At 52.6% G+C, this 13,606-nt stretch carries 14 protein-coding genes; all 14 read right to left on the bottom strand.

The features are described from left to right. Nucleotides 1-11 precede the first annotated feature (11 nt). Nucleotides 12-719 (bottom strand): histidine ABC transporter permease HisM, encoded by a 708-nt coding sequence (gene hisM, locus HV350_RS08235; protein ID WP_003028116.1) that lies wholly within the window; start codon nucleotides 717-719, stop codon nucleotides 12-14. After that, the gene (locus tag HV350_RS08230; protein ID WP_016153853.1) at nucleotides 716-1,402 is read right to left on the bottom strand and encodes a histidine ABC transporter permease HisQ; all 687 of its coding nucleotides are present in this window, start codon (nucleotides 1,400-1,402) and stop codon (nucleotides 716-718) included. The genes hisM and HV350_RS08230 overlap by 4 nt, the downstream gene beginning before the upstream one ends. Before the next feature lie 186 nt (nucleotides 1,403-1,588). Further along, a complete protein-coding gene (gene hisJ / locus HV350_RS08225) occupies nucleotides 1,589-2,371 on the bottom strand; it encodes a histidine ABC transporter substrate-binding protein HisJ (RefSeq protein WP_003028120.1) in 783 nt (260 codons plus the stop codon). 247 nt (nucleotides 2,372-2,618) lie between these two features. Beyond that, on the bottom strand, nucleotides 2,619-3,401 hold the full coding sequence (argT, locus tag HV350_RS08220; protein ID WP_006683634.1) for a lysine/arginine/ornithine ABC transporter substrate-binding protein ArgT: 783 nt from the start codon (nucleotides 3,399-3,401) through the stop codon (nucleotides 2,619-2,621). A 288-nt stretch (nucleotides 3,402-3,689) separates the two neighbouring features. Next, nucleotides 3,690-4,259 carry a UbiX family flavin prenyltransferase gene (locus tag HV350_RS08215; protein ID WP_019077299.1) on the bottom strand — a complete coding sequence of 190 codons (570 nt, stop codon included), beginning with the start codon at nucleotides 4,257-4,259 and terminating at the stop codon, nucleotides 3,690-3,692. A 95-nt stretch (nucleotides 4,260-4,354) separates the two neighbouring features. Then, nucleotides 4,355-5,872, bottom strand: coding sequence for an amidophosphoribosyltransferase (gene purF, locus HV350_RS08210; protein WP_005129677.1), 1,518 nt, complete (start codon nucleotides 5,870-5,872; stop codon nucleotides 4,355-4,357). A gap of 33 nt (nucleotides 5,873-5,905) precedes the next feature. Beyond that, entirely contained in the window at nucleotides 5,906-6,394 is a 489-nt protein-coding gene (cvpA, locus tag HV350_RS08205; protein WP_005129678.1) for a colicin V production protein, read from the bottom strand. Nucleotides 6,395-6,615: 221 nt separating this feature from the next. Beyond that, nucleotides 6,616-7,278, bottom strand: a complete 663-nt coding sequence (gene dedD / locus HV350_RS08200; RefSeq protein WP_181630220.1) for a cell division protein DedD — start codon at nucleotides 7,276-7,278, stop codon at nucleotides 6,616-6,618. After that, the gene (gene folC / locus HV350_RS08195) at nucleotides 7,268-8,536 is read right to left on the bottom strand and encodes a bifunctional tetrahydrofolate synthase/dihydrofolate synthase (RefSeq protein WP_047500877.1); all 1,269 of its coding nucleotides are present in this window, start codon (nucleotides 8,534-8,536) and stop codon (nucleotides 7,268-7,270) included. The genes dedD and folC overlap by 11 nt, the downstream gene beginning before the upstream one ends. A gap of 192 nt (nucleotides 8,537-8,728) precedes the next feature. After that, nucleotides 8,729-9,643, bottom strand: coding sequence for an acetyl-CoA carboxylase, carboxyltransferase subunit beta (accD, locus tag HV350_RS08190; RefSeq protein ID WP_016153859.1), 915 nt, complete (start codon nucleotides 9,641-9,643; stop codon nucleotides 8,729-8,731). Nucleotides 9,644-9,792: 149 nt separating this feature from the next. After that, complete coding sequence (locus HV350_RS08185; RefSeq protein ID WP_016153860.1) at nucleotides 9,793-10,452, bottom strand: DedA family protein; 660 nt, start codon at nucleotides 10,450-10,452, stop codon at nucleotides 9,793-9,795. Nucleotides 10,453-10,476: 24 nt separating this feature from the next. Next, a complete protein-coding gene (gene truA / locus HV350_RS08180) occupies nucleotides 10,477-11,289 on the bottom strand; it encodes a tRNA pseudouridine(38-40) synthase TruA (RefSeq protein WP_181630218.1) in 813 nt (270 codons plus the stop codon). Continuing rightward, nucleotides 11,289-12,302: an aspartate-semialdehyde dehydrogenase gene (locus HV350_RS08175; protein WP_131405184.1), complete on the bottom strand. Its 1,014-nt coding sequence runs from the start codon at nucleotides 12,300-12,302 to the stop codon at nucleotides 11,289-11,291. Before HV350_RS08175 ends, truA begins: the two co-directional genes overlap by 1 nt. A gap of 67 nt (nucleotides 12,303-12,369) precedes the next feature. Then, nucleotides 12,370-13,506: a 4-phosphoerythronate dehydrogenase PdxB gene (pdxB, locus tag HV350_RS08170; protein WP_016153863.1), complete on the bottom strand. Its 1,137-nt coding sequence runs from the start codon at nucleotides 13,504-13,506 to the stop codon at nucleotides 12,370-12,372. Between the last annotated feature and the right edge of the window lie 100 nt (nucleotides 13,507-13,606).

The following is a 13,606-nucleotide window of genomic DNA, read 5'->3' as shown; positions in this document are numbered from 1 at the left end:
TGTTACTCGAATCATTTAGAGGATACATGCTGCAACCAGCGTTTTTCCGCTTTACGGAACAGACTGATCAGGACATACGAAATAATCAAATACAGAACAGCGGCAATACCGAAGGCGGTAAACGGCTGATACGTTGCCGAGTTGATATCGCGGGCGATTTTCAACAAATCAGGCACCGTTGCGGTAAATGCCAGCGCCGTGGAGTGCAGCATTAAAATAACTTCATTGCTGTAAGCCGGCAGCGCAATACGCAGCGCGGAAGGCAAAATAATGCAGCGATACAGTTTAAATGACGAGAAACCGTAAGCGCGCGCGGCTTCAATCTCACCATGGGGTACGGAACGAATAGCCCCGGCGAAAATCTCCGTGGTATAGGCGCAGGTATTCAGCGTCAGCGCCAGCACGGTGCAATTTAGCCCACTGCGGAAAAACGCGTTGAGGAAGTCCGTGCCTTTGACTATCTCCAGCGTATACATCCCGGAATAAAACACCAGCAACTGGACGTACAGCGGCGTCCCACGAAAAATATAGGTGAACAGCCAGATGGGAAACTGGATAAATTTATTACTGGAAACACGACCAATTGCCAAAAACAGCGCCAGTATCCCGCCCATCACCACCGATGAAATCAGAAGCCACAGGGTGATAGCCACGCCGGTGTAGCGATACCCGTCGGTCCACAGCAGGGACTTCCAGTATTCCTGAATAATCTCAATCACAGGTCAGCCCTCTTTACACCCACGGAATAGCGGCGCTCAAGGTACAGCAGCACACCATTAGAAACAGTGGTAAACACCAGATAGATGACCCCGCACACTACGGCAAAATAGAACGGCTCCCAGGTACTTTTTCCGGCAAGCTGAGTGGCTTTCACCACGTCTTCCAGGCCGAGCAACGATACCAGCGCCGTGGCCTTAAGAATGACCTGCCAGTTGTTGCCAATTCCCGGTAAGGCATAGCGCATCATCGCCGGGAACATAATGCGGCGAAATATTTGTGAACTGGTAAAACCGAATGCCGTCGCAGCTTCAATATGTCCTTTTGGCACGGCCATAAATGCGCCACGAAATGTTTCGGTAAAATAGGCTCCGTAGATAAACCCGAGCGTAATAATACCCGCGACCATCGGATCGATATCAATCTGGCTGATACCAATTGCATCGGTAAGGGTATTCAGCGCGATTTGTAATCCGTAAAAGATGAGCAACATTAAGACCAGATCGGGCACGCCGCGGATAAGCGTTGTGTACCCTTCGAAAATAAGCGCCAGCGCCCGGCTTTGCGACAGCTTTGCTGCCGCGCCGACAAGGCCTATCAGAACCGCCAGTACCACCGAGCTAAGTGCCAGCTCCAGCGTAACAATTGCGCCCTGTAAAATAACACCTGAAAAGCCATACAACATGCTGCCTGTCCTGTCGTGTGTGGTGGAGTAATAAGCCTCTTTTGATTTCAGACAAACTGTTAAATGCGGGATGGCGGCTTTGCCTTATCCGGCCTACAAAATCACTGTAGACCGGATACGCACAGCGCCATCAGGCATAAATTCAACACGTCAAAAATCTACGGGCTTTATCAGCACCTGCGGTGATTAACCGCCATAAACATCAAAATCGAAGTACTTTTTCGCCAGCTTCTCGTAAGTACCGTCAGCTCGCATCTCGGCAAAGGCTTTGTTCAGTGCTTCGCGCAGTTCGTTATCATCTTTGCGCAGCCCCATACCGGTACCCACACCGAATAACTTCTCATCTTTTACAGATGGGCCGCCGAATTTGTAATCTTTACCGACCGGCTGTTTCAGGAAGCCTTCGCTGGCTGCGACTTCATCCTGGAAAGCAGCATCAATACGCCCGGCAGTCAGGTCAGAATAGATATTGTCTTGCCCCTGATAAGAGACAATTTCAATGCCTTTTGGCGCCCAGTGCTCGTTGCCGAAGGTTTCCTGAGTCGTGCCCTGCAGCACGCCAACACGTTTACCTTTCAGCGACTCAATGGTTGGCTGAATAGCAGAATCTTTAGCGACAACCAGACGCGAGTCGGCTGCATAAAGCTTGTCGGTAAAGGCGATTTCCTGCTGACGTTTTTCAGTGATGGAAAGCGAGGACATAATCGCATCGATTTTCTTCGCTTTTAACGAAGGGATAAGCGCGTCCAGCGGGTTTTCCACGAAGGTACATTGTGTATTGATACGTTTGCACAGCTCTTTAGCCAGATCGATATCAAAACCGACTAATTCACCCTGTGCATTTTTCGATTCGAACGGCGCATAAGTAGGATCGGTACCGATACGAATTTTTTGCGGAATGGCTGCAAATGCTGCGGTAGCACTGGAGAAAGCCAGGACCAGAGAAAGAGACAACACCAGTTTTTTCATAACTATCCTCAACAGACTGTCTTTTATAGGGGATCTTTACAGGACCAGGTGCAGTTATCGTGCCATTAATCGGGCCGACAAGGCAAAGCATTCTACCCTGTCGACGGTATTTATTTGCATGAAAAGCGCTTAAGTATGCACTCATGCTTATTAAGACAGCGACAAAAGCACCAAAACAGTGCACTGAATTTATTATGCACCGTAATGGTTACCCGCAATGGTGCAGTCCATTCCCCGCTGCGGCGTATTAATCGCCGTAGACATTGAAGTTAAAATACTTGCTCGCCATTTTGTCGTAGGTGCCGTCTTTGCGCAGTTCGCCCAGCGCTTTATCGAAAGCAGCTTTCAGCTCTGCATCATCTTTGCGCAAGCCAATCCCGGTGCCGTCACCAAAGTATTTTTTATCTTTCACCGACGGACCAGCAAAGGCGTAGTCCTTACCGGCAGGCTGCTTCAGGAAGCCTTCGCTGGCCGCGACTTCATCCTGCAACGCCGCGTCCAGACGACCCGCTGTCAGGTCAGAATAGATAAGGTCCTGGTTCGCATAGGCCACCACATCTACGCCTTTGCTGCGCCAGTTGTCATTAGCATAGGCTTCCTGAGTCGAGCCTTGCAGTACGCCAACATGTTTACCTTTGAGGGAATCAAGAGTCGGTTGAATTGGGGAACCTTTCGCGGCGATCAGACGTGAGTCTGCTGCGTAAAGCTTGTCTGAGAACGCAATCTCTTGCTGACGCTTCTCAGTAATTGAAAGCGAGGAGATGATGGCATCAATCTTTTTCGCTTTCAGCGACGGGATCAGCGCGTCAAAGTCGCTGGCTACCCAGGTACATTTGATCTGCATGCGCTTACACATCTCATTTCCCAGATCGATATCAAAGCCGACAAAGTCGCCTTTGGCATCTTTAGAGGAAAAAGGTGCGTACGTTGTATCTGTACCAATACGAACCGTCTGCGGAAGTGCTGCGTAGCTGGCCGCGGTGGCGGAGAGTCCTACCAGCAAAGACAAAGCCAGAACCGTCTTCTTCATACATAACCCTCAAGTGGCGTAATTTTATTATGTTTTACGTTGTGTTGTGTGTTTGCAGACTTTTTCATGCAGGTCTTATGCCATTTTCGCGTCGATGAGGATATTCGACGTTAAATATGTTAATAAAACGTTGCAATAATGTCCTGATTTTGAAGATAGCAGGTCTGACGGTTGAACCGCAGCGTTTCGTTGAGTTTTAACGAATTAAATGTTGAGGATATGATCGCGGTTACAAAATTGCCCTGAAACAGGGCAATGGATGTTTCTTTGCACGCTGATGGAACGGTTTTACGCCCCTTGCCAGCGGGTGAACAGATCCTGTGGAAGGGAGATATCAAACTGGTCGAGTACGCGGTTAACCGTTTGATTAATCACATCATCTAGCGTTTGTGGGCGATGATAGAATGCCGGGACTGGCGGCATAATCACCGCGCCAATTTCTGCCGCCTGCGTCATCAGCCGCAGATGCCCCAGATGCAGCGGCGTTTCACGCACGCACAGCACCAGTGGGCGGCGTTCTTTCAACACCACGTCTGCCGCACGGGTAAGCAGCCCATCGGTGTAACTGTGGACGATGCCTGAAAGCGTTTTGATTGAACAAGGTAATATTACCATTCCGGCGGTCTGAAAAGAGCCGGAAGAGATACTGGCGGCGATATCGCGCGTATCGTGATTTACATTCGCCAGTGCCTGCACGTCGCGTACAGAGAGGTCTGTTTCCAGCGCCAGCGTCTGTCGGGCAGCAGCACTCATCACCAGATGGGTTTCCACATCAGTAACGTCACGCAAAACCTGCAGCAGGCGCACGCCATAAATCGCGCCACTGGCACCGCTAATCCCTACAATGAGTCGTTTCATTTTTTCGCCCTTACTTGCTTCAGGGCTGACTTTGCAGGTTTTTATGCGCAGTTGCAAGTCAGTCCACTCTATGTGTCCTGACCTGCAACAGAACATTACCCTTCGTTATGCATCTCGAGGTTTTCCGCTTCGTTCTGACGCAAAATTGCTTTGGCATCGTCATTACGCAGGGAGTCAAGGAAATCGAGATATTGCTGGTCGACGTCTTTGGTGACGTACACGCCGTTAAACACTGAACATTCAAACTGCTGAATATCCGGGTTCTCAGCGCGGACCGCTTCAATCAGATCGTTCAGATCCTGGAAGATAAGACCGTCTGCACCGATTATCTGGCGAATCTCGTCCACTTCGCGACCATGAGCAATCAGCTCCGTCGCCGTAGGCATATCGATACCATAAACGTTCGGGAAGCGAATTTCCGGGGCCGCAGAGGCCAGATACACTTTCTTCGCTCCGGCTTCACGCGCCATCTCGATAATCTGTTCCGAGGTGGTACCGCGCACGATGGAGTCATCCACCAGCAGCACGTTTTTATCACGGAATTCCGCACGGTTGGCGTTCAGCTTACGGCGCACGGATTTACGGCGCAGCTGCTGGCCGGGCATGATAAAGGTACGTCCCACGTAGCGGTTTTTCACAAAACCCTGACGGTACGGCTTACCGAGAATACGGGCAATTTCCAGCGCGATATCGCAGGAGGTTTCCGGAATCGGGATCACCACGTCAATGTCCAGATCTTCCCACTCACGAGCAATTTTTTCGCCAAGCTTGGTACCCATATTTACACGGGCGCTGTAAACGGAAATCTTGTCGATAAAGGAGTCAGGACGTGCGAAGTAAACGTATTCAAACAGGCACGGATTGCTGACCGGGTTATCGGCACACTGGCGAGTAAACAGCTGACCTTTTTCGGTGATATACACCGCTTCGCCAGGTGCAACATCGCGCAGGAATTCAAAGCCCAGCGTATCCAGCGCCACGCTCTCGGAGGCTACCATATACTCGGTACGACCATCCCCGATATCGCGTTTACCCAGTACCAGCGGACGGATACCGTTAGGATCGCGGAAGGCAACCATACCGTGGCCGATAATCATCGCCACGCAGGCATAGGCGCCGCGGATCTGGCGGTTGGTTGCCGCAATAGCAGCAAAAATATTATCGGCTTCCAGCGGATAATGGCGGAAGTTATCCAGCTCGCTGGCGAAAATATTCAGCAAAATTTCAGAGTCTGAAGTGGTATTGATGTGGCGGCGCTTTTCTTCAAACAGCTTTTTACGCAGCTCATGCGCATTGGTCAGGTTGCCATTATGGGCAAGCGTGATGCCATACGGTGAGTTGACGTAAAAAGGTTGAGCTTCGGAGGCGCTGGAGCTGCCAGCCGTTGGGTAACGCACATGACCGATGCCCATATTGCCCTGCAAACGCTGCATATGGCGCGCTTCAAAAATATCGCTCACCATTCCGTTTGCTTTACGCAAGCGGAAGCAGTTGTTGGCATCAATGGTGATGATGCCTGCGGCATCCTGACCACGATGCTGGAGCACCGTTAACGCGTCATAAATCGACTGGTTTACCGGCATAACACCGGCGATACCGACAATACCGCACATACGTCTTTTCCTCGTTCAGCAACAACCCAAAGTTTATACTTTGGGCAAGAAACTTGACGAGCTTTGCAGATAGTCAAAGAACCATCTGATGATGAAACTGAACTGCGGGATCAGCTGCGACTTGCTCCAGTCTTCACTTTTCGACAGACCGGTAAAGGTATCGAGAAAGAACAGTATGGCGGCGACGATCAGCGCTCCTCGCAGAGCACCAAAGCAGATCCCCAACACCCTGTCGGTACCCGACAGGCCTGTTTTCTCTACCAGTTGGCCTATCACAAAGTTAACGATAGCGCCGACGATAAGTGTCGCGATAAACAGTATCGCGATAGCAATCCCATTTCGAACGAGTTCGTCTTCAAAGCCCGTAAACCAGACAGACAGGTAAGTGTAGTAATGGCTGGCGACAAAGAAAGCACAACCCCAAGTCACCAACGATAATGCTTCACGAACAAAGCCACGGATCAGGCTAACCAGACAGGAAAAACCAATCACCGCGATAATGGCGTAATCAATCCAGACCATAAGTGTCCCACGATTTAACGCCCTGTCGTCCTGTTCGGGGCGCATTCTAACAGAAAAAGAAAACGTTTGCGTAGGGATTTCCTTTCCACGCGTAAATAAAAATGGCGCTGAAAAAATCTTAAACGCCATACCGTTTTATGCCTCTTCGGGCACTGCCGGATAGCGGTAAAAACACCCTATCCGGCCTGAATTAAGAGCAGCGCCGTGAACAGCGCAATCCCTTAATTAGGGGTATACCCCATCACTACGCCACTCAGACCGGAGATCTTCTGCAGCTCGCCCAGCGAGTTCTTCAGCTTATCTTTGGAGGCGTCAGGTCCTACGAGAATACGGGTTATTTTACCCTGCACCGGCGTTGACGGGGAAGTATATACCCGGAAGCCCGCGCCACGAAGTTTACCCACGATCTCATTGACCTTATCCGCATTTTTCAGCGCACCGAGCTGTACAACGTACGCTTTGCCGGTCGGAGCTGGCGGTTCCACAGCGACCGGTTTCGGCGCTGGAGCCGGTGCTGGCGTCGGAGCGACGGCAACCGGCTGCGGCTTCGGTTTGGGTTTCGGCTGTTCAACAGGCGCGGGGACAGGATCTAACTCCGCGCTGTTTGCCGTCGTCAAACGTGACGGATCCAACGATGGCGCGGCAGCATCGCCCGCGCGCACCTCTTCTGCCGCCCCTTCCGGCGGCTGCGTCGGCAGCGCCTGCGTTGCTGCAGGCATCATGTCTGGTTCATCGCGATCGCCGGGTTTCGGCACCAGCGGGATCGCCGCAAACTCATCCTGATAATGCTTTTTCTGCCCGTCAAGCAGCCCGGGGAGCACAATCACCCCCAGCGCGACCAGCACAATTGTGCCGACTAATCGATTCTGAAACTTACTCGCCACCGCTTCTCCCCACGTCTATCACTTCCATGACATGTGCGACAGTGTGAAACGATCCACACACCAACACGGTATCTTCTGGCTTCGCCTCAGCTAGCGCCGCAGACCATGCCTGCGCCACGCTGTCATAGGCGTAGCCTTTGCCCAGATGCTCCAGCAGTTGTTCTGCAGTAGCCCCACGCGGCCCTTCCAGGGGCGCACAGTACCAGGCGTCAACCACGCTTTTTAACCAGGCTAACGTACCGGCAATATCTTTATCATGTAGCATACCGATAACCGCAAGTACACGCCCGCTTTTCACTAATTTTTTCAGACGGCCGGTCAGATACTCCGCCGCATGCGGGTTATGGGCAACATCAAAAATCACCCGCGGCGACTCGCTCACAATCTGGAAGCGCCCCGGTAAAATCGCCTGTTCAATACCGTCACGAATGGCCTGCTCGCTGACGTTAAGCCCGCTTGCGCGCAGTGCTGCCAGTGCGGTAGCGGCGTTAGGTTGTGGGACCTGCGGCAACGGCAGGTGTGCCAACGTACCGTGATCGTCCGTAAAGGACCAGTCGTTCTCCGTGACCGCATAGCGCCAGTCCACGCCGCAGCGTTGCAAAATCGCCCCGCTCTCTTGCGCAACATCGGCAATGGTGTAAGGCATTTCCGGCTCGCCAACGATAGCCGGTTTCTCTGCACGGAAAATTCCCGCCTTCTCACGACCAATGCTTTCGCGATCCGGGCCCAGCCAGTCAGTATGGTCAAGCGCAATGCTGGTAACCACCGCAACATCGGCATCCACGATATTGGTCGCGTCAAGGCGACCGCCTAACCCAACTTCCAGGATGACGACATCCAGTTGGGCCTGTTTAAACAACCAGAGCGCCGATAAGGTACCGTATTCAAAGTAGGTCAGGGAAATGTCGCCACGCGCATCTTCAATCTCAGCAAACGAGGCGGTATGCGCTGATTCCGGCAGTTCACGTCCCTGCACGCGTACGCGTTCCGTGTAGCGCACCAGATGCGGCGAACTGTAAACGCCAACTTTATAACCTGCTGCGGTCAGCACAGATTCCAGCGTACGGCAGGTTGTGCCTTTCCCGTTGGTTCCCGCCACCGTAAAAACAAATGGCGCGGGTTTCAACACACCCAGTTTGCGCGCCACCTGACTTACGCGTTCCAGGCCGAGATCGATGGTTTTACTGTGCAGGTTTTCCAGATAAGAAAGCCACGATGCCAGGGGCGACGCGGCTTGAGGAATACGTTTATTGTCCATGATGGCTGTAGATTCTTTACGTTGAGAAAAGCAAAAGGGCAGCACCAACCGGCCTGCCCTTTTTTACACGTTGTTTTTCACGTTGCAGATGCGTTGGCTGTGCTCGCTCACCCGAATCACTTACCTGTGTAAGCTCATCGGGATCAACTCTCTTATCGCCTGCCTGCAACCCGAAACCCATAGAGTAAACTATCAGGCCTCTGATTCCTGATCGGGAACCGGAGGTACCACCTCGCCTTCACGCGGCTCATCCGGATTCGGCGTAGGAAGATTCATCAGCTTCGCCAGAATGCTTGCCAGTTTCAGGCGCATTTCCGGACGGCGGACGATCATATCGATAGCGCCTTTTTCAATCAGGAACTCGCTACGCTGGAATCCCGGCGGCAGTTTCTCACGTACGGTTTGCTCGATAACACGCGGACCAGCAAAGCCGATCAGTGCTTTCGGTTCTGCAATGTTGAGATCGCCCAGCATCGCGAAGCTAGCAGAAACACCGCCCATTGTTGGATCGGTCAGTACAGAAATATACGGTAAACCGCGTTCCTGCATTTTCGCCAGCGCAGCAGAGGTTTTCGCCATCTGCATCAGAGACATCAGCGCTTCCTGCATACGCGCCCCGCCAGAAGCGGAGAAGCAGATCAGCGGACAGTTATCTTCCAGCGCCTGCTCAACGGCACGGACAAAACGCGCGCCGACCACAGAGCCCATGGAGCCGCCCATAAACGCGAACTCGAATGCAGCAGCAACGACCGGCATACCGTGCAGCGTGCCTTTCATTACCACCAGCGCATCTTTCTCGCCAGTTTCTTTCTGCGCAGAAGCCAGTCTGTCTTTGTACTTTTTGGAGTCACGAAACTTCAGCACATCTTTCGGCTCAAGCTCGCTACCCAGTTCCACAAGAGAACCTTCATCTAACAGGCTATGCAGGCGATTGCGCGCCGACATGCGCATATGATGGTCACACTTCGGACAGACCTCAAGATTACGTTCCAGCTCAGCACGGTATAAAACCTGACCGCAGCTATCACACTTGGTCCACACCCCTTCAGGAATGCTTGCCTTGCGGGTGGGAGTAATGTTGCTTTTAATTCGTTCAATCCAGCTCATTGGTGACCTTTCTGCCTGAACCCTAGTCAGCTTTGTTATAAGGGGCGCATAATGCCATTTTTGCCCCTAACAGACCATGAATGTTGCACATTAAAACATAACAGCCCGAAACTTTGGATAAAAAAGTGGTCGAACCGCTGAGTTACTTTCTATTTTGCAGCCCGTGACGCAGCGCGTTTATGGCGAATCACTTCAATTATGCCTGGCAATACGGAAAGGACGATGATCGCCACAATCAGTAATTTCAGGTTTTCCTGAACGATCGGCAGATCGCCGAACAGATAGCCTGCATAGGTGAACAGCAATACCCACAGCAGCGCGCCTGCGACGTTATACATCGCAAAATGACGGTAGGACATGTGTCCCATACCGGCAACAAACGGTGCAAATGTACGCACGATAGGTACGAAACGCGCGAGGATAATCGTTTTGCCGCCATGACGCTCGTAGAACGCATGGGTTTTATCCAGGTAACTGCGACGGAAAATTTTAGAGTTCGGGTTACTGAAGAGTTTTTCACCGAACAAACGGCCAATCGTGTAGTTCACCGCATCGCCGATAATCGCCGCCACAATCATCAACATCACCATCAGATGAACATTGAGATCGTTAGTTGGCAGCGCAGAAAGCGCGCCAGCGACAAACAGCAGCGAGTCTCCCGGCAGGAACGGCGTCACCACCAGCCCGGTTTCGCAGAACAGGATCAGAAACAGAATCGCGTATACCCAGATACCGTATTCCGCAACCAGCTCCGCCAGATGCACATCAATGTGCAGGATAAAATCGATAAGAAAGTAAATCAGGTCCATAGTTTTGCCTTTATACGACTCAAATTAGTCCGCCAGAAATAGCGGGCCCATAGGCGGTTTTGGCAGGTCGAACCGTTCCGGGTAATCTACTGCAACCAGATACAGTCCTTCCGCTTTCGCCGTTGCCGCTGCCAGCGTTCTGTCCTTCGCCGCTAGCAGTTCTGCTATCCAGCTCTCCGGCTGGTTGTTGGCGCCTACTTCCATCAGGCTGCCGACAATATTCCTGACCATATGATGTACAAAGGCATTCGCTTTAATATCCACCACCACATATGCACCAAAACGTTCAACGTTAATGTGCATCACGTTACGCCACGGTGTGCGCGACTGACACTGCACCGCCCGAAACGAGGTAAAATCATTTTCGCCAATCAAACACTGGGCCGCACGATGCATACGCTCAGCGTCCAGCGGTTCATAGTAATGGGTTACCCCTTTACCTAAAACCGCAGGGCGCAACCGATGATTGTAGATGATGTAGCGATAACGGCGAGCCGTGGCGCTAAATCGGGCATGAAAATCATCGGGTACAGCTTTCACCCAGCGCACAGCGATGTCACAAGGTAAATTCGCATTTACCCCCAGTGTCCAGGCTGCATCTTTACGCTGGGCAGTCGTTTCAAAGTGCACGACCTGCCCTGTGCCATGAACGCCCGCATCCGTGCGTCCCGCACAAAAGACAGTGATGCGTTCATTCGCCACCTGAGAGAGCGCTTTTTCCAGTTTTTCCTGAACGCTACGCACTTCGTTCTGGCGCTGCCAGCCATAATATTTGCTGCCGTCATACTCAATGCCCAGCGCAATTTTATGGGTTGACGGCTGTTGCAGGTCAGACATTAGTACAGGTACTCCTGCACCAGTTTTTCCGCAATTTTTACCGCCATCAACGCACCGCCAAAGCGTACGTTGTCTGCCACAGACCAGAACTGAACCTGTTCCGGCATCCCGTAATCGTTATGCACACAGCCAACTGAAAGGTGCGGAGTACCTGACGCATCGCCAACCTGCGTCGGGATATAGGTCTCTTCTGACAACACTACGTCTTCACCGCGTGAAAACGCATCGCGCGCTTCTTCCGCCGCCAACGGACGCAGAGCTTCAAAATTCACCATCTGTGCGTGGCCATAAAATACCGGCGACTGCACGATGCTGGCGGAGATAAGCAGCCCGTCGTCCTGCATAATTTTGCGCACTTCATCGACGATACGGCGCTCTTCGCGCACGCTACCTTCGCGATCCGGCAGCATCGGCAGCATGTTGAACGCCAGCTGACGGCCAAAGAAATCGTCATCGTCAATCGGGATGCCGTTCAGTAGTTTCGCGCTCTGTCCGGCAAGCGCATCTACGGCTTTTTTACCGTGAGCGGAAGCGGAAATAATATTGGTCACCGTAATACGTGACAGCCCGCCGTCATCAATTAGCGGCTTCAGCGCAGACAGCAGTTGGCTGGTCAGGCTGGAAGGGACCGCAATCACATTGCGGTTGCGGTAATCCGCCAGTACGAACGGGTTAACGTCCGGAACCACCAGCGGAACGTCCGGCTCAAGCGCGAACAGGCCACTGCTGTCGATAACCAGGCAACCGGCATTGGTCGCTTCTTCCACCCATGCGGCGGTGGCTTCAGCGCCCGCAACAAAAAATGCCAGTTGCGCCTGCGTCCAGTCAAAGTCTACAACGTCCTGAACAAGAACCGATTTACCGTTAAAACGCAGATGCTCACCCGCGCTTTCATTACGCGCCAGCGCATAAATTTCACCGACCGGGAACTGGCGTTCAGCCAGCGTATCGAGCAGGGCTTCGCCTACGGCGCCCGTTGCGCCCAGAATGGCAATATTCCAGCCTTCAGACATGGTGATTTACTCCAGAAATACGTAAGCGTCCCTGTCGCATTATTCGACAGGGAGCATTAAGAAGACATTAATGTGCCGGGTGATAAACAGCGTTAAAACCCAGCTTACACAGCAAGGCAGCAGCCGTTGCGTCGTCACACATCACGTATAAAGACGACCATTCACGGCGCTCAAGATAATTTTTACGCAGCTTATCAAACTCACCCGGAATTCCAGCGACTTTACGCAGCGGCGCATCATCGCGGCGCACATCATACACTAAATGCACCAGCCTTTTCAGCGTTGGCTGATCTAACGGGCCATGCAGAGTGATACGACCAAATTCCGGCGCAGGTAACAGGGTATTGAGCGCAACGTGTTGTTCGCGACCAATAAACTTGCTAAAAGCCTCAAAGACCTGCGTGGTGCCGCGCGCTTTTCCTTCCAGGGTATACCCGGCAATGTGCGCCGTGCCGATATCGGCTTTCTCCAGCAATGCCACATTGAGATCCGGCTCCCCTTCCCAGACATCCAGCACGACGCTCAGCGACTGCCCGGCATTCAATCGGTTCAGCAATGCCGTATTGTCGATGACCGGCCCGCGGCAGGCGTTGATCACAATGGTGCCCGGCTTCAGCCGGCTAATCAGCGCATCATCTGCCAGGTGCAGCGTTTTGTACGGTCCGTCTTTAAACAGCGGCGTATGGAAAGTCAACACATCGGCTTGCTCTACCAGTTCGTCCAGCGAGCGGAAATCTCCCTCGTCACCGCGATCGGCTCGCGGCGGATCGCACAGCAGCGTGCGGATCCCCAGTGCTTCCAGACGTGCCTGCAAACGTCCGCCCACATTGCCCACGCCTACGATGCCTACGGTACGATCGCGTAACGCAAACCCGTCGCGCTCCGCCAGCATCAGCAACGCTGAAAAAACATATTCTACGACCGCAATCGCGTTACAGCCGGGCGCTGCGGAAAAGCCGATCTTCGACTGCGCAAGCCAGGCTTCATCCACATGGTCCGTGCCTGCGGTTGCCGTGCCGACAAATTGAACCGGTTTTCCGCTAAGCAGTGATTCATTTACTTTCGTCACCGAGCGCACCATTAAGGCATCCGCATCATCCAGTTCGGCAACGGGAATCGGGCGACCGGGAACCGCTTTGACCTCCCCCAAACGACTGAACAGTTCGCGGGCATAGGGCATATTTTCATCAACGAGGATTTTCACGTCTTTCGCACCTGTTTGAGAACGAGAGTTAACCGGGCAAGTGTGCCATAATCTCGCCGCCAGGCATACTGCGAGACCTGGTCAGCACAGATTTAAGGAA

This window comes from Citrobacter sp. RHBSTW-01013 (assembly GCF_013781985.1).
In the GTDB taxonomy this organism is placed as follows: Bacteria; Pseudomonadota; Gammaproteobacteria; order Enterobacterales; family Enterobacteriaceae; genus Citrobacter; species Citrobacter braakii.
Note: the sequence above shows the minus strand (reverse complement) of the source record. Positions and strands in the feature narration are given on the sequence as shown.